Source organism: Leeuwenhoekiella sp. MAR_2009_132, assembly GCF_000687915.1.
Lineage (GTDB): Bacteria > Bacteroidota > Bacteroidia > Flavobacteriales > Flavobacteriaceae > Leeuwenhoekiella.
Genome location: NZ_JHZY01000002.1, coordinates 698,293 through 722,382 on the forward strand (window position 1 = coordinate 698,293; position 24,090 = coordinate 722,382).

Annotated in this window: 18 protein-coding genes; 5 read left to right on the plus strand and 13 right to left on the minus strand. The window is 36.7% G+C overall.

Annotated features, from left to right (window positions below):
- Nucleotides 1-9 precede the first annotated feature (9 nt).
- The 5 genes from P164_RS02960 (at nucleotide 10) to P164_RS02980 (ending at nucleotide 8,814) form a co-directional block, all read left to right on the plus strand.
- Nucleotides 10-1,224, plus strand: coding sequence for a DUF2264 domain-containing protein (locus P164_RS02960; RefSeq protein ID WP_028374987.1), 1,215 nt, complete (start codon nucleotides 10-12; stop codon nucleotides 1,222-1,224).
- Between the two features lie 31 nt (nucleotides 1,225-1,255).
- Complete coding sequence (locus tag P164_RS02965; RefSeq protein ID WP_035899316.1) at nucleotides 1,256-2,449, plus strand: glycoside hydrolase family 88 protein; 1,194 nt, start codon at nucleotides 1,256-1,258, stop codon at nucleotides 2,447-2,449.
- An 84-nt stretch (nucleotides 2,450-2,533) separates the two neighbouring features.
- Nucleotides 2,534-4,552, plus strand: coding sequence for a DUF2264 domain-containing protein (locus tag P164_RS02970; protein ID WP_028374989.1), 2,019 nt, complete (start codon nucleotides 2,534-2,536; stop codon nucleotides 4,550-4,552).
- A gap of 37 nt (nucleotides 4,553-4,589) precedes the next feature.
- The gene (locus tag P164_RS02975) at nucleotides 4,590-6,008 is read left to right on the plus strand and encodes a hypothetical protein (protein ID WP_028374990.1); all 1,419 of its coding nucleotides are present in this window, start codon (nucleotides 4,590-4,592) and stop codon (nucleotides 6,006-6,008) included.
- Between the two features lie 67 nt (nucleotides 6,009-6,075).
- On the plus strand, nucleotides 6,076-8,814 hold the full coding sequence (locus P164_RS02980; RefSeq protein WP_028374991.1) for a hypothetical protein: 2,739 nt from the start codon (nucleotides 6,076-6,078) through the stop codon (nucleotides 8,812-8,814).
- Between the two features lie 61 nt (nucleotides 8,815-8,875).
- Here the strand turns inward: P164_RS02980 and P164_RS02985 are convergent, their stop codons facing one another.
- The 13 genes from P164_RS02985 to P164_RS03045 all read right to left on the minus strand — a co-directional run bounded on the left by P164_RS02985 (nucleotide 8,876) and on the right by P164_RS03045 (nucleotide 23,644).
- A complete protein-coding gene (locus P164_RS02985; protein ID WP_028374992.1) occupies nucleotides 8,876-9,781 on the minus strand; it encodes an aldo/keto reductase family oxidoreductase in 906 nt (301 codons plus the stop codon).
- Nucleotides 9,782-9,814: 33 nt separating this feature from the next.
- Complete coding sequence (locus P164_RS02990; protein WP_159106001.1) at nucleotides 9,815-10,786, minus strand: L-dopachrome tautomerase-related protein; 972 nt, start codon at nucleotides 10,784-10,786, stop codon at nucleotides 9,815-9,817.
- A 199-nt stretch (nucleotides 10,787-10,985) separates the two neighbouring features.
- Nucleotides 10,986-11,741, minus strand: coding sequence for a sugar-binding protein (locus P164_RS02995; protein WP_028374993.1), 756 nt, complete (start codon nucleotides 11,739-11,741; stop codon nucleotides 10,986-10,988).
- Nucleotides 11,742-11,792: 51 nt separating this feature from the next.
- On the minus strand, nucleotides 11,793-12,974 hold the full coding sequence (locus P164_RS03000; RefSeq protein ID WP_028374994.1) for an MFS transporter: 1,182 nt from the start codon (nucleotides 12,972-12,974) through the stop codon (nucleotides 11,793-11,795).
- A gap of 14 nt (nucleotides 12,975-12,988) precedes the next feature.
- On the minus strand, nucleotides 12,989-13,867 hold the full coding sequence (locus tag P164_RS03005) for a TolB family protein (RefSeq protein WP_028374995.1): 879 nt from the start codon (nucleotides 13,865-13,867) through the stop codon (nucleotides 12,989-12,991).
- Nucleotides 13,868-14,149: 282 nt separating this feature from the next.
- Nucleotides 14,150-15,958, minus strand: a complete 1,809-nt coding sequence (locus tag P164_RS03010; RefSeq protein WP_028374996.1) for an acyl-CoA dehydrogenase family protein — start codon at nucleotides 15,956-15,958, stop codon at nucleotides 14,150-14,152.
- A 51-nt stretch (nucleotides 15,959-16,009) separates the two neighbouring features.
- Nucleotides 16,010-16,363, minus strand: coding sequence for a four helix bundle protein (locus tag P164_RS03015; protein ID WP_028374997.1), 354 nt, complete (start codon nucleotides 16,361-16,363; stop codon nucleotides 16,010-16,012).
- Between the two features lie 48 nt (nucleotides 16,364-16,411).
- Nucleotides 16,412-17,602 carry an acetyl-CoA C-acyltransferase gene (locus P164_RS03020; protein WP_028374998.1) on the minus strand — a complete coding sequence of 397 codons (1,191 nt, stop codon included), beginning with the start codon at nucleotides 17,600-17,602 and terminating at the stop codon, nucleotides 16,412-16,414.
- A 44-nt stretch (nucleotides 17,603-17,646) separates the two neighbouring features.
- Nucleotides 17,647-18,003 carry a four helix bundle protein gene (locus P164_RS03025; RefSeq protein WP_028374999.1) on the minus strand — a complete coding sequence of 119 codons (357 nt, stop codon included), beginning with the start codon at nucleotides 18,001-18,003 and terminating at the stop codon, nucleotides 17,647-17,649.
- A gap of 43 nt (nucleotides 18,004-18,046) precedes the next feature.
- Entirely contained in the window at nucleotides 18,047-20,455 is a 2,409-nt protein-coding gene (locus P164_RS03030) for a 3-hydroxyacyl-CoA dehydrogenase/enoyl-CoA hydratase family protein (protein WP_028375000.1), read from the minus strand.
- Nucleotides 20,452-20,916: a MarR family winged helix-turn-helix transcriptional regulator gene (locus P164_RS03035; protein WP_028375001.1), complete on the minus strand. Its 465-nt coding sequence runs from the start codon at nucleotides 20,914-20,916 to the stop codon at nucleotides 20,452-20,454. Before P164_RS03035 ends, P164_RS03030 begins: the two co-directional genes overlap by 4 nt.
- 134 nt (nucleotides 20,917-21,050) lie before the next feature.
- Entirely contained in the window at nucleotides 21,051-22,820 is a 1,770-nt protein-coding gene (locus P164_RS03040; RefSeq protein ID WP_028375002.1) for an AMP-dependent synthetase/ligase, read from the minus strand.
- A 203-nt stretch (nucleotides 22,821-23,023) separates the two neighbouring features.
- Nucleotides 23,024-23,644: a hypothetical protein gene (locus tag P164_RS03045; RefSeq protein ID WP_028375003.1), complete on the minus strand. Its 621-nt coding sequence runs from the start codon at nucleotides 23,642-23,644 to the stop codon at nucleotides 23,024-23,026.
- Between the last annotated feature and the right edge of the window lie 446 nt (nucleotides 23,645-24,090).

A 24,090-nucleotide genomic window follows, 5' to 3' on the forward strand; every position in this document is an offset into this window, starting at 1 on the left:
AATAAGACGATGAATAAACAACAGTTAACTTTTGTTTTAGCGCTATGTATTGGTGTAATCACGGGAACACAAGCTTTGCAAGCACAAGAAAAGCGGGAGTATATGGTACATACCATGATAAAAATTGCCGATCCCCTTTTAGAGGCATTAAGTAAAGACCAGTTAAAAGAAAAAATGCCAGTAGAGCGCTCTCCGGGAGCCTGGGATGATCGTAAACACGTAACCTATTTAGAAGGTTTTGGGCGTTTATTTTCTGGAATGGCACCGTGGCTGGAGTTAGGCCCTGATGATACTAAAGAAGGGAAATTGCGAGAAAAATATATCAAACTCGTTTTAAAAGGTTTAGAAAACGGTACCAATCCCGAGGCTGATGATTTTATGAATTTTAGCACAGACCGTCAGCCACTGGTTGATGCTGCTTTTTTAGCACAAGGTTTATTAAGAGCGCCTACACAAACCTGGGATCGTTTAGATAAGAAAACGCAAGAAAACGTAATCAATGCTTTAAAATCATCACGTAAAATAGAACCTTATTACAGCAATTGGTTACTCTTTACCGCTATGGTAGAAGCCGCCTTGCTCAAGTTTGATACTAGTGGAGATTTAATACGTATAGACTATGCATTAAATAAGCACAAAGAATGGTATCTGGGAGATGGAATGTATGGCGATGGACCCGATTTTCACTGGGATTACTACAACAGTTTTGTAATTCAGCCAATGCTGCTTGATATTTATAAAACACTTGAAGAAACCGGTCACGCAAAAGATAGAGATTATAAAAGAGCGAAAGAACGTGCAACCCGTTATGCCGCTATTCAAGAACGTTTAATTGGTCCACAAGGTACATATCCTCCTATCGGGAGATCTCTGGCTTATCGTTTTGGAGCATTCCAATTGCTGTCGCAAGTTGCACTAAGAGATGAGTTGCCTAAGGATGTAGCACCCGCTCAAGTACGAGATGCGCTATATACCATGGTGAAAAATCAAATTGAGGCTCCGGGAACTTTTGATGATAAAGGCTGGCTTACGGTAGGACTTTATGGGCATCAAAACAATATAGGTGAAGGCTACATCTCAACAGGAAGTTTATACCTCTGTTCTGAAGTGTTTTTAATACTGGGGCTGCCTGCAGACGCTCCGTTATGGAGTAATGCTGAGACAGACTGGACTCAAAAGAAACTATGGAGTGGTCAGAATATTAATATAGACCACCATTACTAACTTATAAATTAAATCTTACAACCTAATAATAATGAAATTAATAAAGTATACAAGCCAGATGGCATTGGGAATAACCTTGGGCCTACTTGTAGTAAGCTGCAAGAGTACCACAGATAAAAGTACAGATGCAGTAGTAGGAACCGTTGAAATTTCGGCTTTGCCACAAGATAAAAATGAAGTCGTTGCGATTATAAATAAGGTAAATACGCACTGGCAGGAGACACATCTAGAACACGCGAGAGCTTTTTGGCATCCTGCTGCATATCACACCGGAAATATAGAAGCCTATAAGGTTACTAAGAATCAGGATTTTTTAGATTATTCTACGGCCTGGGCAGAGAAAAATGAATGGAAAGGCGCCAAATCTGATGATAAATCAAACTGGAAGTATTCTTATGGCGAAAGCGATGATTATGTGTTATTTGGTGACTGGCAAATTGCGTTTCAAACCTATATAGATTTATATACGATTGAAGGTTCTACAGATGATTCAAAAATAGCACGCGCCCGTGAAGTGATGGAATACCAGATGTCTACCGAAGCTAATGATTACTGGTGGTGGGCAGATGGTTTGTATATGGTTATGCCGGTTATGACCAAGTTATATAAGGTTACAGGCAATGAACTATACTTAGAAAAGTTGCATGAATATCTGGCATATGCAGACCGTATTATGTTTGATGAAGAAGCAGGGTTGTATTTCCGAGATGCAAAATATGTATATCCAAAACACAAAAGTGCTAATGGAAAGAAAGATTTCTGGGCTCGTGGTGACGGTTGGGTATTTGCTGGCCTGGCAAAAGTTATTCAGGATTTACCGGAAGATGCAAAATATCGTAATGAGTATGTATTGCGTTTTAAAACGATGGCAGCTGCATTAAAAAATGCACAACAACCCGAAGGCTACTGGACGCGTAGTATTCTTGATCCTGCGCACGCTCCAGGACCAGAAACCAGTGGTACAGCATTTTTTACTTACGGGTATTTATGGGGAATTAATAATGGTATTCTAGATACAGATACGTATGTGCCGGTTATTGAAAAAAGCTGGGCGTACTTAAGTGAAGTAGCATTACAGGATGATGGCAGTGTAGGATATGTACAGCCTATCGGCGAAAAAGCAATTCCCGGGCAAGTAGTTGATGTAAAATCTACTGCAGATTTTGGAGTGGGAGCATATTTACTAGCTGCTTCAGAAATGTATCGTTTTGTAGAAAAACAATAGGTTATAAATGGTATAGTTTCTTCAAATATGGGGGAAACTATGCGAAATTTTGCAAATGTGTTTATTACATTTATATAAAAAATTATGAGAATATTAAATGTACTTTGTCTGTTGTTGCTTACCGGCATTGCATTCGCTCAAGAAATAAAACCGGCGAAACAAGTAGATGGCGAAATGCCACTTTTTAAGGTCGAGAATCCAGATTTTATAACGAGTCCGTTAACGGGGATGACTAGAAAACACTGGGAAGATGCGGCACGTTATATTCTTGAAGGTGCCTTTAGCTACATTGATAATTTAGACGATCCTATGAAGTTTCCTAAACTTCCGGGTAAGAGTTATCCACATAGTGTAGATCGGGTTCCTACCGAGAAATTAGAAGGTTTGGTACGTACGCTGTTTGTAGCAGCACCACTGCTTAAAAAAGAACCCAATCTTACCTTAAACGGAATAAAAGTAGCAGAATATTACCAGCACCAAATTCCTAAGTTAATAGACCCTAATGATCCTGCTTTTATAAAGCCGAGAGGCAATGGCGGTCCTAGTCAGAACTTAGTCGAATATGGAGCATTGGCGATTTCATTATTTATATCACCCGAAACTTTATGGGAACCATTAAGTCAGGAGGTAAAAGATGGTCTTGCAGCTTCTATGTTGAGTTATGGAGATGGTCCTACAGTAGATTCTAACTGGAAATTCTTCAACATATTTGTATTAAGCTTTTTCGAGTCTCAAGGCTATGAAATTAATAAACCTTTGCTTGAAGAATATTTACAAAAATCATTAGACGACTACCGGGGTCAGGGTTGGTATAATGACAATCCCGCTTATGATTATTACAGTATGTGGGCATTTCAGGTATACGGTCCTATGTGGGCAACGGTTTATGGTGATACGCATTACCCGGAATTTGCAAAAGGGTTTAAAACTAATTTTCAGGATCTGGTATATCACTACCCCTATATGTTTGCAGAAGATGGTGAGATGATTATGTGGGGAAGAAGCATCAGTTACCGTATTGCTTCAATTAGTCCGTTTCCCTTTTCGGGAACATTAAATGACGATACGATTAATTTTGGCTGGTTGCGTCACATCTCATCCAGCACATTACTTCAGTTTTTAGAAAACCCCGAATTTTTAAAAGATAGAATTCCTACGTTGGGGTTTTATGATCATTTTGAACCTGCAGTGCAAAACTACAGTACACGCGGAAGCGTGTTTTGGATGGGTAAAGCCTTTCTAGGATTGCTATTGCCAGAGGATAATCCGTTTTGGACAGCTACCGAAAACGAAGGTCCGTGGGAATCAACTTTTGAAAAAAATAAGGTTTATAATAAATTTCAAGCTGCATCAAATATTTTAATTACAGATTATGCAAATATCGGTGCTGCTGAGGTTAGAGCCTGGTGTCACGAGAAAAAAGCAGACGATTGGCAAGGATTTCGCTCTAGCGAAAATTACAATAAGCTATCGTATAACTCGGCGTTTCCGTGGCAAGCAGATGGTGAAGATGGTACCATCTCTATGAACTATGTGTTTTTAAATGCAAATAAAGAATGGGAGCCGTGGAGGTTGTATACCTTTAAAAATTATGAAAATGGCGTGTATTACAGAGATGCAGTTTTAGAAACAAACGATCAGGTTAAAATGCAGCTCGCAGAAATGCCACTACCTAACGGAATTTTACGCGTAGATAAACAGTTGAGTACGGTGCCTGTAAAAATGCGTTTAGGACATTACGCTTTACCTAAACTAGAAGGTAAGACAATTACAGAATCTAAAATTAAAGTGGGTAACACCGAAGCGACACTTATTGATAATGGCGAGTATGTATTGGCACTTGTACCCTTAAGCGGCTGGAGTAACATCGAAATAAAAGAATCTGAAGGTTTACATCCTGTAGGAGATATTAGCAAAGTTATCAATGTGACTGCTGATTTTTCACCAAAGGCTACAAATAAAGTGTTTGCCACATTAATGCTTTGGAAAAAATCTGGAGAATCGTTTAGTGATGAGGAATTGATGCCCCTTACCTTAGAGGTTATAAACGATAAAGCAGAAGTAACATTTACTACTGGAAAGACACAAACCATTAAATTTTAATGTCGACTGAGCATTAGAGCTACTTAATACTGAAATTATGAAACCTAAAAACAACTTATTATTATTATATCAGAAACTGTTTTTAGGTTTTATGCTTCTTTTTACTTCTGTATTATTTATTTCCTGTAGTGAGGATATCAAAAAAGAAATAATTTTTGAAGCAGGAGTTGTTGATACGATCCACTTTAATTATTCTAATCAAGCTCACATCGCTGTGCCCTTAAAGATAGATAGTACAGTTTATGATTTTATATTTGATACAGGCGCACACACCACAATTTTTGATGATGAAATTGCAATGGAATCAATTAGTAATCATACCTCTATATTTATGGATTATTATGGAGAGAAGCGGACTGATAAATGGGTATTTCCAGAGAAAGTACATGTGGGAAACGTTTCTTTTTTAAATTTCAATGATTTTAAGCAAACTAGTCTAACTATAAGTGGAATTTTAGGAAACAATATACTACGGGAACTCTGTTGGGTGATTGATTTTATAAATGGTAAAATATACGTCACTAATGACATAAAAAATCTAAAGCTACAATTAGGAGAAGGTTTACCTTTTACGCTGAGAAATAATATTGTTCATGTGAATTCTCAAATAGGAGGCAACACCGTACCACTAATAATTGATACAGGTGACCCAACAGCGGCAATAAGGATGAACAACCGTTATCTGGGTGAGGATCGTAAAGTTGATATGATTAAATGGAAATATTATAGAGATCCCCTGAACATATACAATGAGTCGAAGCCTGTGGTAGAAGACTCATCTTATGAAACAATTTTACCACTTAAGTTAGGCGATAGGATTTATGGAGATGAACTAGTTAAATACGTCAATTATAGAGAACACGCTGGTGTGGGATTGGGTTTTTTATCTCGATTTGAGAAAGTGATATTTGATTATCCCAATCGTAAATTATATTTTTTGGGAGAAGGTCACAAAACGGTAGCGTATCATATTGAAGCTAACGAAGCTTTAAATGGTTCAGGTGTTTATGTAGGATTAAAGGATAGTTTGGTAATCGTAAAGGGCCTTTCAAATCAAGTACAAAAAGAAGGATTAAAATTGGGTGATACTATTATCGGAGTCGATGAAGTAGTTTTTCCTAAAAGTTTAAGGGACGATTTTTTTCAAGAACAAAAAGAAATGATGTATTATATCAATAAAACGGATAATGATTCAACAGTACAATCTTTTGAGGAAATAAAGAATTCAAAATTTATGCAGTTAACTACTAAATTACGGAATTTAGATACAGTTGCTGTTCTGCACGTCAAGAGGAAAAAAGAGTTTGTTAATTTGGCTGTAAAGCCTAAGGTGAATTTTGATAAATTTCCTGATACATTCCAAACTTATACGCAGTTTAATTTAGATTATTTACCAATTTTATATACAAAAGGTCATATGTATAAGAAGCCACACATTTATTTTAAAAAGGAGTAATGTGTTAGTTATTATAGCCCCTACAGAATAATTATACAAATTTTAAAATCTGTAATCCTATATTAATATGAATTTAAACCGATCACTTTCTGTAAAATCCTTTTTAAGACTAGTGCTTTGCACTTTTCTATTTTTTACAACTTTTAGTCGTGCTCAGGAACAAATCGCACAGGAGGCCTTTGCAGAAAAGGTGTATTTGCAACTCGATAAAAGCGTCTATCAAAAAGGAGAAACCTTATGGTTTAAGGCGATTGTAACTCAGGCAAAAGATCATCAGCCATCTCCATTAAGTAAGACGTTGCACGTAGAACTCATAGATGCCAATGATAAAATAATAGATAGTAAGCAGATTCCGTTAGAGCAGGGAATGGGTTCAAATTCTTTTGAATTAGCTTATTACTATTTAGCAGGTGCTTATCAACTCAGAGGGTATACAGAGTGGAATCGTAATTTTGGAGATGAATTTACTTTTGAAACTCATATTCAAATTTTAGAAGATAAAGCCTCACAAACTACAGAGGTTTTTAAAATTCTAAATACAGGTACAGCCGTTGCCGGAAATCAGCTTGAAGTTTTAATTAAACCTGAGTTTATAGATTCTACTGCTGGAGCTACTATTGACGTACATTTTGAGGTAGCCGGGAATACTAAAACATACCCTGTAGCAAAAAATGAAGCTGGAGATTTTATATTTAAAAAGGATATTCCTCAAGATGCTCAATGGAGCGAGTTAGCGGTAGAAACACCTAATGGCGCGCGGCATACTGAATTTTATAATTTAGCAAAGCCAGATATTGATTTACAATTTTTTCCTGAAGGCGGAAATTTTGTTGCAGGTGTTACCAATTTGGTTGGTTTTAAGGCACTAGATCATACCGGTAAGGGCGTTTTGGTCGAAGGTGAAGTTGTTGATGGGAGTGGAGTTGTTATAGGTAAATTTAGAAGTAATAGTCTGGGAATGGGGCAACTTTTTTTGGTTCCGAAGAAAGCTACAAAATATCAGGCCAGACTTACAAAGACTGATGCTTTATATGAATCTAAAACCACGACATTCTTTGATTTACCCGAAGTTTCTGACCAGGGAACTTTATTAAATGTAAAGCTCCTTCGCGATAAATTACTGCTCTCAATTACTTCTACAGAATTTATAAATGATTCTATTGCAATACAGGTTGCAAGTCGCGGGATTTCTAACGGTAAAATATATCAAAAACTGAATGCGGGAAAACTTACCCTACCGGTTGATAAAAGTAGTTTGCCTGCCGGTATTATTGTCTTTACATTATTTGATGTTAATGATAAACCACTTGCAGAACGTCTTTATTATAATGATTTAGAAACGCAATTTTTAGACCTTAATATCAGCACAGATAAGTTGAGTTATCGCTCAGGAGAAGAAGTAACCGCCAAATTAAATATTTCTAATTTTTCTAAAGAAACGGCACTTCCTACGGTTTCTGCAGTTGTTGTAGACTCTGTATTTTCTTCAGCACAAATGGGTAAATCTATTCAAACCTATATGCTGCTGAGTTCTGAGTTGAGAGGAACTATAGAGAATGCGACTTCTTATTTTGATAAAACTAATACACACAGACAACGAGACCTGGATGCTCTTATGCTAACACAAGGCTACCGAAACTATAAATTTATTTCAGAATTAAATGATAATTTTGATTTTGAGCCGGAACTGGGTTTGTATGTAAAAGGGGATGTTGCCGCATTGCTTGCCGAAAATAAAAAGAAAGAAAATGTCGAGGTTAGTCTTATGGTTTTTGGGGAGCAGCAAAGTTTTTATGAACAACAAACAGATAGTTTGGGAAGATTTTATTTTCCGCTTCCACCATTTACGGGAAATCGTTTACGCGCCGTGCTTCAGACTAAAAATGATGCCGGTAGACAACGAGATTATACCCTTAATCTAAACAAATTTGAAAGACCTCAGGTCGATTTTAAAACACAGGATAAGGTGAATAATACGTTAGCCTCGAATTCGGAATTTTCAGATAAAATAGCTAAAAATCCTACAGATTCATTTTTTGATTTTGATTCTAGCATAAACCAGTTAGATGAGGTTGTTTTAGATACTTATGAGATGACTCCACAACGCAAAAAGGTTCAGGATTTATACGGTAAACCAGATGTTATTTTTGACGGAGATAAAATACGCGATAAGCAAGAAAGTTGGTCGTTTGGGTTGTTTAGTGTACTTCGGGCCGCTTTTGGCAATGAGATTACCTTTTTACCGGTAACAGACAGTACCGGGACGTACTTAAAACCGCGTATACAGGCGGGAGATGAGACCTTAATTCTGGTAGATGGGATTACTGTGCGTAATTATGAATATCAATTACTGCAAAATTTGTCAACGGCAGATATTAAGAGTGTTGAAATAATTAAAGAGACTTCCTCAAATTATCAGGATTTGTTTAGAGAAGCAAATCCGTTTTCAGACTTTAATACAGTGCCTGCCTGGGGAAGTATTTTAGCGATTTATACTTATAGCGGTAACGGAATTTTTACAGCGTATAAATCTAAAGGAATATTAAAAACAACCATACCGGTCTATGCTACTTCAAAAGAATTCTATGTTCCGAAATATCAAGATAGGGAGAATTCTACAGCAACAAATCAACTAGAAACTACACTTTATTGGAATCCCGATGTTATAGTAGATGACGCAGGTACCACGCATTTTTCATTTTATACTAATGACCTTCCGGGAACAAAAACCATACTCATAGAAGCGCTGTCACCTTCAGGAAAAATAGGATATTCCCGTTATGAATATACCGTTTTAGAAAATTAGTTTTTAGAATAAAAAAATGTCGGTTGTAATTTAACTTTAATAGCAACCGACATTTTAAAATTTAAGGTAAGTCTTCTCCCTTAGAAGCGATATAAATTTTATACCACTGCTCGAGGCTTAATTCTATTTTAAGGGCATCTACGGCACTTTTAATACGGTTGATGTGTTGAGAGCCAACAATAGGCATTATGCCCACAGGATGCTTCAATAACCAGGCGTACATCACCTGATCTATCGTCTCTACATTTAATTCTGATGCAATTCCTTTTAAAACGGAATGTAAGCGGTGTTCCTGTTCGGTTTCAGGTTTAAATAAACCACCACCGGCTAGTGGAGACCACGCCATGGGCTTGATTTTATGCTTTTGAAAAAACTCGATATTTTCATTATCAAAATGCTCTAGACATCCTACCGAAATTTCAACCTGATTGGTCGCCAGTGGCATATCTAAATACGCTTGTAAACTATCAAATTGCATAGGAGAGAAATTTGAAACCCCAAAATTAAGCACCTTCCCGCTTTGCTTTAATTCATCAAATGCTTTGGCAACTTCTTCCGGGTTAAAAAACGGAGCCGGTCTGTGTAATAACAATAAATCTAGACGGTCTGTACCTAAGTTTTTTAAGGATGCCTCAGCTTGCTGAATGATATAAGCCGCACTATAATCGTAAATTTTTACATCTAGTTGCGGATTAAAATCTGTATTCAAACGAATGCCGCACTTGCTTATAAGCTGCATTTTAGATCTCAACTCAGGTTTTAATGCGAGCGCTCGCCCAAAGAATTCTTCGCAGGTATAATTTCCGTAAATATCTGCGTGATCAAAAGAGGTTATACCCAATTCTAGAACCTGCTCAATGCGTGTTAAAAGTTCCTGGTCACTAAGATTCCAATCTCTTAAACGCCAATAACCGTGTATGATTCTTGATAGGCTTAGGTTATTGTTGAGTGCTATTTTATTTTCCATAGTATTGTATCGGTTTTTGCAAAAGCGAAAAAATTAGTCGTTTTTAAACTTAGGTAATTTGATTTTATAAATCTCAAATTCCATATCACTAATATCACCTGTAGCTTCGTTAATTCTAGAATTTGTATAGTAAAAATAGCCATCATAAATACTGAAGGTATCTGCCCAATTTACTTTTTTTCCTTGTGCTAAGGTTTTTGTTTTATTGCGGTCTGGTGATAAATATTCAATTTTATTTTCCTCCAGATTTGCGAGAAAAAGTCTGTTGTGCGCATCTAGAAGCATACCATCTGGAGCTCCTGTTGTATAACTCTTAATGTTTGAGGTGTCATTGTTGAGAAGATCTTCAATATTTATTTCGTATAAAGTGTATCCTGAAAGTGCGTGAAAATATAAAATGTCTTGTTCTTCATTCAGCGCTATACCATCAGAGTTTACCGTACCCTTCCAGATTCCGTTATCAAACGTCAAAGTTTCTACTTCAGCTTTTGTCGTTTTAGAGTCGGTTAAATATCCTTTAGAAATACCGGTTTTTAAATCTATAGTTATGATGCCACCTGCGCCTGAATCTGTAAGAAAAATTAGATCGCGTTTATGATCTATGCGCATATCATTAATGTAGGTGTTATTTGTAAAACTGCCGTCAGTAAGCGTGTAGGTTTTTAAATGAGAATTTGTTTTTAAATCAAAAACCTGAACTTTAGGAGTGGTTATGATCCCTTTAAACTGCGGGTTTGCTGTTTCTATAACATACAGTTTATCTGCATCGGCCCACATAGCCTGCACACTTATAAATTGATTATCCTGCGGTTTTTGATCTAAAGACCAGATATTCCAGGCACTATTAGGGTAGGGTTTTATGCTGCCGTCATCCATCACTTCAACTACAGAGTAAGGAATATCTTTTCTCCATCTGGGAAAATTGGCAAATAATCTTCCGGTTTCAGAAATGGTAATTCCGGTTACTTGAGCACCTTTAAAAGAAACGACTTTTTTCTGACTCAAAACAGGTGAATATATCAGGAAAAGCAGGCTCAATAACAAGCTTATTTTGAATGTATTTGAATGCATGATTTTAAATTAAAAATTGACTGCAAAGATACAGTTGCTAAGCGCTACAGGAGGTTGACTTACGTTAAGACTTTCTTATTTTAAGCGGTACAGACAAACCTGATTCGTCTCTTTAATATAGGTTGAAAGAAAATTAATTGCTTAATAAAATTGTACCAAAAAGTCCTGAATCGGTGGCTATTCTATTTTCATAATCTTCAGGAATAGGCATAGAACCTATGATCGTATTTGTTGTTTTTGTCTTTTCTAGAGAGTCAACACTAACATAAGCGAGGGCAAAACCTAATTTTTTATCTACGGAAAGTTTAACGGCCTCATTAGGCTGATTGTCACAATAACTTTCTTTAAAAACAGTAACCTTAATTTCCCAATACAATTTAGAGTCAGTTTTTGAAAGTTCGCTGTCTATATGATTGTTGTAAATAGTGGGTTTATTTTCTGCATTATAATCAATTATAAAACCATCAGAAAGTATCTGATACGCAAATGCACTATGATTAGCGGCGTGATCGCCGCCGCTATTATTTTCGTCAAGATAGACTATGACACGGTTCTGATCTTTAAACGTACTCAGCGGATTATTAAATGTACGTTTGAGTTGTTCATTTTCAATAGCGAGCAAAATAAAAAGAGCATCAGGCGTCCACGTAAGTTTGTATTGCGCAGCATATGTTATGTTATCACCCTGCCAAGTATTATCAAGTGGAATCCAGGCAATCTTTTTCCAGGCAGGATCAGTTGGTTTTCCGTCAATGTAGGGTGAGATTTCTGATCGGGATACCGCCTGAAAAGTTTCTTGAGACTTTTCAAAAAGTGGAGGAGGGGTTTTATCTTTTTCGCAAGAACTGAATGTCACTGTGAGTATAACGAAAACTAAAAAATATTTCATAAACTAACGTAATATCTACAATCTCAGAATCTACTACAGAAACAGCGACTTTTATTTGGATTTATTCTTGTGGCTCCTTGTTCTCAATAAACTAAAAATGCCAAATATAGGACCTACAGCTAATACCAAAAAAAGATACTGCATATCAAATTGAACTGCAAAATAACCTACCAATTGAATACTGATAATGGTTATTGCAAAACCTACACAATTTACTAACGTGAGAGCTGTACCGCGATACGCTGCAATTGCATTGCTAGCAACTAATGTCGAAAACTGCGGACTGTCTGCAATCACCATCGCTCCCCAGAATAATAGAAACGATATAAAAAGCCAAAACGGAAGATATATACTAAAGGGCGAGAGCAAACAGCATAATCCTGATGCGATGAGAGAAAACCGAGCGACGCGCTCACTCCCTCTTTTTGCACTTATATGTCCTCCTAATGCACACGCTATAGCACCAATAGCCAAAGTTGAAAAAGCAATTAGCGGAACATTAATCAGCAAATTTTGGGTGTTTGCGTAATAGGCAATAAAGAGTGGTATAAAGCCCCAAAAGGCGTACAATTCCCACATATGACCCCAGTAACCAAAAGCAGCCGACCGAAAAGCCGCTCCTTTAAAAAGTTGCGGAATTGCATTTAAATTCAGGCGTTGTTGTACTTTTCTAAAAGGGCCATCAGGAACGCCAATGCCTATGAGTAAACCTCCTAACAATGCTAGGCCACTGGTAAGCATAGTAATAGTTTTGTAATTTATAGAAACTCCTAAACTATTTAAAAAATGTGGTAAAGCGGTTCCTAAGACAAGTGCTCCCACTAGATATCCCAATGCTTTACCCAGGCCTTTTTCAAAATAATCTGAAGCTATTTTCATTCCTACAGGATAAATACCGGCTAAGAAAAAACCCGTTGTGAAGCGGGATGCTAAAATCGTATTCAAAGAAACCTCAGGAATGATTAAGGTAAGATTAGTAAGTGCTCCCAAAAATGAACATAGCATAAAAACCTTTGAAGGGGAGTAGCGGTCTGCAAAAGCAAGTATGGCAAATACTAAAGTGCCGCTTATAAACCCAAATTGTACAGCGGCTAGAATATCACCAATGCTGTTTGTCTCGTTCAATTGAGAAAACGGCAATTGAGGTACAACAATATTCCCCACAAACCACAATGAGGTTCCCAGAAATTGAGCGAGAACAATAAATAGAATTATTCGGGAATTATGTGGCACAAATACAACTTAAATTAATTGACAGGTTCTGCTGCTAGAGCGAGGTGTTTACCATCGGGGCTAATAGAAATTCGAGTTATACCTGTAAGCTTATAGCTGTTTAAACTGGCAGCAAATTTCCAGGCAGGTTCACCAAAAAGGTCATAAATAAAAAGACTGTCACCGCTGCCTAAAATGATTCGGTTTTCATCTAGCCACGCATAATCCTGTCTGCCTATAGGCAACTCACAAACAAAATAACTCGTAGGTTCTTCGCCTGAAAGATCAAGTATATATAAATCCATATTCTGATCATCATTTTCAACGGTGTAACTCATAGAATGGCTGTTAGGGACTTTATGAAGCGATCTCCCGGCATTGCCTATAATTTTTTGAAGACTGTCTTTATTTGAATTTTTAAAGAATAAATCCATTTTATTAGGAACTAAAACAGAGGCTATAAAGGTGTCTTTATCGTAAAACGAAAAATAACCTACCTGACTGCTGTCTAGCAGCTTTTGAAAAGCTTTGGTTTTAAAATCATATACAGCAAGTCGTTGTTTACCTTCTGAATCTTGACGCACCGCCACGACGCGATCGGTTTCTGGAAGGCGTTGCGGTGAGAAGAATCCGCTGTTGGGTTCGTCAGTTAAAACAGAAGTTTTCTGTGTGCTGATTTCATAAATACCTATTGCCGTCAGGCTGTCTGCAGTATGGCTGTAGATTAAGGTAGTATCATCATAAAAAGAAGGTTGACTATCGTATCCTTTATTTTTAGATATATTCTCACCACCGGTGACTTCAAAAGTAGTAGGAGTTGTTTTGATATTAAACAGGTAAACTTCAGGATCTGATTGAGCATATGTTGCAAAGCACAGAAAACCCAGAAGTCCTAATAAAGATAATTTTAGCATAGTGGTTCAATAAAGTTTTAAAGATACAGATGTTTGTGCAAAGACAAATGCAAGGATTGAGCCGTTTTGATAAAATTAAAAATGCAAAACCTGGAATTTAAAAATATAGAATTTAAAACCGCGTGAGGGATTGTAGTGTAAATCCTTTAAGAGCATTAAAGCGATTAAAGATTGTAACGAAAAGCCCGGCCCAAAGGGCACGCCCAACGTTTAAAAACAAAAAAACCTGTAACTCGTGTTACAGGTTTAATTTTTTTAATCTTAAAATTTAGGAGTGAAAGACTAAAACGGATATGTATTTTCTGAAGTTACTTTTTCAGCAATCAGGTTACGCAATGCAACGACGTTAGGCTGATTTTGATATTTTGTAAAGCGCTTAAGACCCATAAGCATCATGCGTTGCTCATCACCTTCTGCAAAAGAAACGATACCTTCTTTTGCTTTTAAATTAATGGTGTCAACTGCGTGATACAGGTACAATTGAGCCATAGCGATTTGTTCTTTTTGAGTGTCTTCGCCAAAACGTTTTACATTCTTTTCGGTACGTAAAATGGTGCTTTCTGCCATATAAACCTCAATTAAAATATCTGAAGCAGCCATTAACAACTGCTGATGAGATTCTAAATCGGGTCCATATTTTTGAATTGCACTACCTGCGACCATTAAGAATACTTTCTTAAGTTTTGCAACCATAGCTTTTTCTTCTGATAGCACTTCAGAATAATCTGGGGTGTCAAAAGAAGGAATTCCTGTAAGCTCTTCACCAACAGCCATTGCCGGATTTAGAAGATCTACATGACCTTTCATAGCTTTTTTAACAAGCATTCCTACCGCGAGCATACGGTTAATCTCATTAGTACCTTCGTAAATACGTGAGATACGTGCATCTCTCCAGGCAGCTTCCATAGGAGCATCTGCGCTAAAGCCCATACCCCCATAAATCTGTATCCCTTCATCTGCGCAGCTTTGCATATCTTCTGAAGCAGCTACTTTAAGAATAGAACATTCTATCGCGTATTCTTCAACACCTTTAAGTTCGGCTTCAGAATGGCTTGCGCCTGCTTCAGTACGCATGGCTATGCGATCTTCAATATTTTTTGCAGCACGATAGGAGGCGCTTTCACACGCATAGGCATTAGTAGCCATCTCAGCCAGTTTAGATTTAATAGCACCAAATTTTGCAATAGGAGTATTAAACTGAACGCGCTCATTTGCATATTTTACACCCATATCAATCACGCGACGTTGTGCATCAAGACAAGCTGCAGCAAGCTTTATACGACCTACGTTAAGGGCATTCATTGCGATTTTAAAACCTTCGCCACGACCTGCAAGCATATTTTCTACAGGAACAACAGTATCGTTAAAAAATACCTGACGGGTAGAAGAGGAGTGAATACCCAATTTCTTTTCTTCCTCACCTAGAGAAATACCATTTGAAGGATCATTTTCTACGATAAACCCGGTAATATTTTTATCGTCTTCAATACGAGCGAAAACAATGAATACATTACAGAAACCTGCGTTTGAAATCCACATTTTCTGACCGTTAATCTTGTATGATTTTCCATCTGCAGAAAGTTCTGCTTTAGTCTTACCACTATTAGCATCAGAGCCTGCACCCGGTTCTGTAAGGCAATATGCGCCAAACCATTCGCCGGTAGCTAATTTAGGAACGTATTGTTTCTTTTGTTCTTCGGTACCGTAAAGTGTGATAGGCATTGTACCAATACCGGTATGTGCACCAAAAGCGGTAGCGATAGAACCGGTTGCTCCAGAAATGTAATCGCAAACAAGCATTGTAGAAACAAAGCCCATCCCAAGACCATCATATTCTTCAGGAACAGCTATACCTAAAAGACCAAGTTCACCGGCTTTACGCATTACCTCTTCAGTAAGTGCATAATCTTTGTGCTCAAAACGTTCTTTATGAGGAACAATCTCACGGTCTACAAACTCGATAACCGTTTCTTTCATCATTTTTTGCTCCTCAGAAAAATCTTCGGGAGTAAATACATCTTCACACGCGGTTTCTTTTACTAAGAACTGACCACCGCGTAAAATTTCTTTTTTGTCTGCTGTTTCTGCCATTTTTTTATTTTTAAGAATAAAGAAAAGAGAAAAAAGAGAATGGATTAGTGGCTATAAACCATTTTGAAAACCCATCGTCATTTTTTGCCATTCCTGTATTTTAGTTTCTAATTCGTTTAATGTTTTATCGTTGATGTAATTTTTATGTCGAGCTATAAGTAACTGGGTTCCCAATTCAAAAGATGATCCAAGCGCATAATCTATAAACGTGCTAAAAGCTTTATCCGTTCTGGATGATCCTTCAGAAATATTACTTGGGATTGAAGTTGCACATCGGCTTATTTGTGAGGTTAGGTCAAATCTTTCATGCTTTGGAAACTTTTCAACTAAATCTGAAATATCACAAGCTATTTCTAAACCTAAAGACCAAATTTTCAAATTTTTATAATTATGTCTTTTTCTCATCATTATAAAACTCTTTAGTCTTTTCTCTTTCTTCTAAATATCTATAGTCTAGTTGAGAAACTCATAAACCCCTGCTGCTCCCTGGCCGGTACCTACGCACATGGTAACAACGCCGTATTTACCTTTCATATCGCGTTTGCGCATTTCATCAAATAATTGAACTGAAAGTTTAGCACCGGTACATCCTAGTGGGTGACCCAGTGCAATGGCACCACCATTTACATTAACGATATCTGGATTTAAACCCAGTTCTCTAATAACTGCAAGGGATTGCGAAGCGAAAGCTTCATTAAGTTCCATAAGGCTGATATCATTTTGAGTTAGGCCTGCTTGTTTTAAAGCTTTAGGAATAGCTTTTACAGGACCTATTCCCATAATACGAGGCTCAACACCTACGGCTGCAAAGTTTACCATACGAGCAATAGGTTCTAGATTTAATTCTTTAACCATCTCTTCGCTCATAACCAGTACAAAAGCTGCACCATCACTCATTTGAGAAGAGTTACCTGCGGTTACGCTTCCGCCTTCGGCGAAAACAGGACGTAATTTTGCAAGAATCTCTAGTTTAGTATCTGCACGCGGACCTTCATCTTTTTTTACCGTATAGGTTTTAGTTTCTTTTTTGCCTGAAGCATTTACGAAGGTATGCTCTACATCAATAGGTACAATCTGATCGTCAAATCGTCCTTCAGCCTGTGCTTTTAAAGCTTTCTGGTGAGAATTAAAGGCAAACTCATCCTGATCTTCACGAGAAACATTAAACTGATTTGCAACTGCTTCTGCAGTTAATCCCATTCCCCAGTAATAATCTTCATTTCCCGCTTTTGCTACTTTATAATCTGGTACCGGTTTGTAACCACCCATAGGTATGTAGCTCATACTTTCTGCACCACCGGCGATAATACAACTTGCCATACCCGCCTGTATTTTTGCTGATGCCATAGCGATTGTCTCAACCCCAGATGCGCAATAACGGTTAACGGTCACACCAGGAACGTCTTCAACCTTTAAACCCATTAAAGAGATTAAACGTGCTACGTTAAGACCTTGTTCGGCCTCGGGCATTGCATTACCTACCATAACATCGTCAATACGTGTCTTGTCGAAATTAGGTAGCTCATTCATCATATACTCGATGGTTTCTGCTGCAAGTTCATCTGGTCTTTTAAAACGGAACAATCCGCGGGGAGCTTTCCCCACAGCTGTTCTGTATGCTTTTACTATATATGCTGTTTTCATTGTTTAGATTTTAGATTCTAGACATGAGATTTGAGATCTTTAGTCTATTGTGAAAATTTCTTTATTAGCGTATAATTCATTTTTTGAACCTCTTCTAATTGTTGTAGGATATTTAAAAGTTGTTCATTTTCAGATATAAGGCCTAAGCGTTGCGACAAAACAAGCTGTGTATATAGCTCATTAGAAGAGCCGCTTGCAATTCCTAAAAAATTTTTAAACTCACCATTTGTATTTCTCCCAGCTCCTTCTGCAATATTGGAAGGTATACTCACGGCACTTCTTCTAATTTGACTTGTTAAACCAAACTTCTCTTCCTTTGGAAAGTAAGCAGAAATTAAATAGGTGCTTTCAGCGATATCCATCGATTTCTGCCAAATCTTGAGTTCTTGAAAATTGTGCATAGGTTTTATTTTAGTCTATGGTCTTATATCTAATGTCTCTAGTCTAATTTCTTAGCGGTTTCCCTTTTTGGATCATATGCTGTAAACGCTCTAAAGTTTTGCGTTCTCCACAAAGACTTAAAAATGCTTCACGCTCGAGGTCTAACAGGTATTGCTCACTTACATAAGAAGCTTCAGATAAATCGCCACCTGCCATTACATAAGCAAGCTTGTTTGCGATTTTCTTATCGTGGTCACTTATATATTTACCGGCATTCATCTGGTCTGTTCCTACGTAAAAAGCACCCAGAGCTTGTTTACCCAGTACTTTAATATCTGTGCGTGGTATCGGTTTTGTGTATCCCTGATCTGCCATAAATTTAGCAACCTCTTTAGCCGCTGCGATCTGGCGATTTTTGTTAACCACGACAATATCTTTACCGTGTTTAAGAATGCCTAGATCATACGCCTCATATGCAGAAGTAGAAACCTTAGCCATACCTATAGCTAGGAAATACTCACGTAGTCTATTAAGTTCTACATCATCTTTATGAAATGTTTCTGAAGCTCTTAATGCCATTTCTTTAGAACCACCACCGCCGGGAATCACCCCAACGCCAAATTCTACTAACCCTATATAGCTCTCTGCAGCTGCTACTACACGATCTGCGTGTAAAGTCATTTCACAACCGCCACCTAAAGTCATTGCGTGTGGTGCAACTACAGTAGGAATAGAAGAGTAACGCAAGCGCATACAACTATCTTGAAAATATTTTACAGCTGCGTTAAGTTCATCATATTCTTGTTCTGCAGCCATCATAAAAATCATTCCAATGTTTGCACCTACTGAAAAGTTTTTACCCTGATTGGAAACTACTAATCCTGCGAAGTCTTTTTCGGCCATATCAATCGCTCTATTTAAACCGGCAAGTACATCGCCTCCAATAGAGTTCATTTTTGAACGGAATTCCAGATTTAAAATACCATCACCAAGATCTTCAACAACAACACCACTGTTTTTAAAGACTTGTTTTGATTCACGAATGTTATCTAAAATGATAAAGCCGTCCTGACCTGGTTTTTTGATGTATTCTTTCTTCGGAATGTCGTAGTAAAAAGTACTTCCTTCTTTAACAGAATAGAATGAATTTTTGCCGGAAGAAACCAGTTCTGAAACCCAGGCAGCTACTTCATAACCTTCTGCTTTCATCAGCTCAATTCCTTTCTCAACACCTACAGCATCCCAAATTTGAAAGGGGCCGTGTTCCCAGCCGTATCCGGCGCGCATTGCATCATCTATTTTATAAAGTTCGTCTGTGATTTCCGGAATACGATTTTGTACATAGGCAAATAATCCTGCAAAATTCTTACGGAAAAATTCACCTGCTTTATCTTTTCCTTTAATTAAAACAGGAAAACGATCTATAACATTGTCAATAGATTTTGTAAGTTCTAACGTGGTAAATGAAGCGCGTTTGTTTGCACGATATTCCATCGTACCTAAATCTAGCGTTTGAATCTCACTAGAACCATCTTCATTTCTTATCTTTTTATAAAACCCTTGTCCGGTTTTGCTACCCAGCCATTTTTTATCGTGCATTAAGTCGATGTAGTTAGGCAACGTAAAAAGTTCTTTACGCTCATCGTCTTTTACATTCTCACGTATACCGTTAGCAACGTGAACTAAAGTGTCAAGACCTACGACATCTACTGTACGGAATGTAGCTGATTTAGGGCGACCTATTACAGGACCGGTTAATTTATCAACTTCTTCAACGGTCATTCCTAATTCTTCAACCGTATGAAATAAGCTCATAATACTGAATGTACCCACGCGGTTTCCAATAAACGCCGGAGTATCTTTTGCAACTACCGAAGTTTTACCTAAGAATTTTTCGCCGTAGGCATTTAAAAATTCAAGAACTTCAGGATCTGTTTTAGGTCCCGGAATTATTTCAAAGAGATCTAAGTAACGAGCCGGGTTGAAAAAATGCGTTCCGCAAAAATGCTTCTGAAAATCTTCACTACGACCTTCACTCATAAATTGTATAGGAATACCTGATGTGTTTGAAGTAATCAAGGTTCCCGGAGTTCGGTGTTTATCTAAATTTTCGAAAACCTGTTTCTTGATATCAAGGCGTTCGATTACCACTTCAATAATCCAATCTACGTGCTTTACCTTTGCAATATCATCTTCCATATTACCGGTGGTAATGCGTTTAGCAAAATCTGGATGGTAAATAGGAGAGGGTTTTGATTTTAAAGAATTAGTAAGGTGATCGTTTACTAATCTATTACGAACTACTTTATCTTCTAAAGTAAGTCCTTTTGCTTGTTCTTTATCGGTAAGTTCTCTGGGAACTATATCGAGCAGTAGTACTTCGACTCCTATATTAGCAAAATGACAAGCGATACCGCTTCCCATAATACCAGAGCCTATAACTGCAACTTTGTTTATACGTCTTTTACTCATTGTTTTATAGTAGTTTCAGATGTGTTATAAATTTTTTTATTCTGTATCAAATCATTGATGACGTGAATGACTTCAAAAAAATGTTCGATTTTTTGACTGTCTATATTATTTCTAACAGCATCATTAAACCGAAGGACTCTATTTTTACTAAAATCTCTATTTTCTTTACCAAATTCGGTTAAGAAAATAAGAACTCCACGACCATCAGCAGGATTGGGTTTGCGTACGATTAAACCGCGCTCTTCCATAGACTTTAACGTTCTTGAAAGGCTTGTAGCTTCCATCCCCATTTTAGGTCCCAATGCTGTAGAAGGCGTACCTTCTTCAGGATCTATACTTAATAAAGCAAATCCTGTAGCCATCGTACTATCTAACTGAGCAGCCTGCTCGTTATACATTTTTGTAATAGCCTGCCAAGTTGCTCTCAGCGCGTGATCTATTGTGATATCTTTTTTACTCATACGTTTGCGTAAAGTTAAAAAAATAATACTATGCGTGCATAATAAATGTAATAAATTTTACGAGATTAACATTTCATATGTTAGGAGAGCGGTATATTCATAAAAAAACTCCTTATTTCTAAGGAGTTTTTCAATTAATTATGTTCGTAAATTTTGTTGTATTGCTCAATATACATTTGTTTCACAATACGTCTTTTAAGTTTCATCGTAGGAGTAAGGTGGCCTGAGTCTATGCTCCATTCATCTGGAGTAAGTTCAATTTTCTTAATACGTTCCCATTTACCAAACTTCTCGTTATATAAGTCTACATCTTCTTGAATACGTTTAATTACTTCAGGATTTGTAGCCAGGTCCTTTCTAGTAGTACCTATATCAATACCTTTCTTTTTAGCCCATTCGGTCACAAATTCAAAGTTAGGCTGTATAAATGCAGCAGGCATTTTCTCGCCTTCACCTACAACCATAATATGCTCGATAAAGCGAGATTGCTTCATTGCATTTTCTATAAGTTGTGGTGCTACATATTTACCGCCGCTTGTTTTAAACATTTCTTTTTTACGATCTGTAATTTTCAAGAAACCCTGTGTGTCAATTTCTCCTATATCACCGGTATGAAAATAACCGTTTATCAAAACTTCATCTGTTTTCTCAGTGTCTTTATAATAGCCTATCATTACCTGCGGACCTTTGATTAGAATCTCACCATCCTCGGCGATTTTCACTTCAGTCTGCGGAATAGGTTTCCCTACGGTTCCTATTTTAAATCCTTCATTACGCATATCGTTTACAGAAATTACCGGAGAAGTTTCGGTTAGACCGTAACCTTCCATAACTGCAATGTCTGCCGCATTAAATACACGCGCCAGTCTAGGTTGTAAAGCAGCACTACCTGAAGCAATTACTTTTAAGTTTCCACCTAATGCTTCCTGCCATTTGCTAAAAATTAATTTACGGGCAAGGGCAAGCTTCTGCTCATACCACCAGCCGTTTTGACCGTAAGGTTCATATTCTAGACCAAGTTCTACAGCCCAGAAAAATAGCTTTTTCTTTACGCCTGTTAAATCGGCTCCCTTTGCAATAATTTTATCATATACCTTTTCTAAAAGGCGTGGTACAGCAGTCATTACTTCTGGCTTAACCTCTTTTAAGTTTTCACTTATTGTTTCTAAGCTTTCTGCAAAATAGATACTTACACCGCTATACTGGTAAAGGTACATTAGCATACGCTCATAAATATGACATACCGGAAGAAAGCTCAATGCCTGACTTTTACCAGGAATTATAGGGAAGCGGCTTGCACTGTTTAGCGCATTTGAAGCAACGTTTTTATGACTCAACATAACCCCTTTTGGCTTACCCGTGGTTCCTGAAGTATATATTAAAGTAGCAAGATCATCTTCACTAACAGCTTCTTTCAATTTTTCTACCTCCGGTTGCAATTGGGTATCTGCCTCCTTAACTTCTTCCCAGTTTGGACATCCCTCAATGGTATCAAAACAATAAATACCCTTTAAAGAGGGAACATTATCTTTTATGGCATTAAGTTTATCTAAAACTTCTTTATCTGAAACAAAACAATAGCTCGATTCACTGTGATTGAGTACATACTCATACTCTTCTTCTGAAATAGTAGGATATACCGGTACATTTTGAGCACCTAATTGCAGGATACCAATGTCCATAATATTCCATTCAGTACGGTTTGAAGAAGAGATTACGGCAATTTTATCGTTAGGTTTTACGCCTAGTTTTAAAAGACCACGGCTTATCGCATTTGCCTGATCTATATAGGATTGTGTAGTTGTAGCTACCCACTCCCCATTGTATTTAGTTACTAGAGCTTTTTCTAGTTTATACTTCTCAAGCTGGTAGTATGGGAAGTCAAAGAGACGTTTAGGTTCCATAGGTTGTCTTATAGGGTTTATCTTGCAAAATAGGAAATTTGACCACTATATTCTACGTTTTTAAAAAAAATTACAACGTTGTAATACGAATATCAAAATAGCATAGATTTTTAGACTAAGCTCTTCATAGGATTATATTATGCATCTATGTACCCTGCATTTATTGATTCAATACATTTAAAAATACTAACAGCTTTTCAAGATTAATACAATTCTCTTACGTTCGAGAGTACCCATATTCCATCAATTTTTTCAAAAATATGAATACCTGTATGACCATCACCTATAAAGTATGTGCTATACCAAATCAGCGCAAGTTTCCCATCCATCGAAATGACTGGTTTTGTAATTTTTATTTGTTTTCTTGATTTATATTCAAAATTCCTATTCTGATTATTCTCACCATCATCATACTTAAAAAGTAAATTTATTTTTTGTTTAGGAAAATATTTTTCTAAAGAACCATCTGACTGATTGAGTTGATTTATTAGATAAGTACCATTTGATCCTTTGAACATAGCTATAGCTTGACTTTTGGAATAAAATGGATTTGGATAAGATAATTTCGGTTCCTTCTCAAACATATAATCTTTCAAATAGCTTTTAAATGCTTTAGAATTAGAAAAAGTATCAATAAATCTAATATTGTCAGCCTCATGAAAATTAACCTCAAGAGCTATTAATGATTTAATATTGAAGTTGTTACTTTTTGAGTTTTTTATAGAGCCACAAGAAGTCTGGATCAATATAAGAAATACACTAATTACAAGGAAATACCGATAAAACAGATTTGCCTTTTGATGTTGCTGTGAATAAGGTGCCATTATTATAAATATAATTACAAGTTGAATAACTAAGTTTTATTATTACCAAAAGATCTCGTTTTTCAACTAAAACAAATGATGTTTTGTGCGCAATTATCGAATCACCCTGTTTTTTTACAAGACATATATGACTTCTACCTAGAGTTCTAACTAATTCATATCTATCAAAAGAATATTTTGTCAGAATTTTTTTTAATTCTAAATCTAGTTTTAACTTAATTAAATTATTAGAATTCTCTAGCGAGCAGTGATTGTTAATTTTTAATACTTTAAAATAAATTCCCGGGTATATTCCTGTTTCTGATTCTTAAATAGAATTGATTTTGACCATAAAGTTTTTTCAGAATTACACTTTCATCATCGATTATGAATATCTTATTATTAATAGTATCTTCTTGAGTATAAATTAGGGAAAGACTAAAAAGCGTTATCAATATGAAAAATAT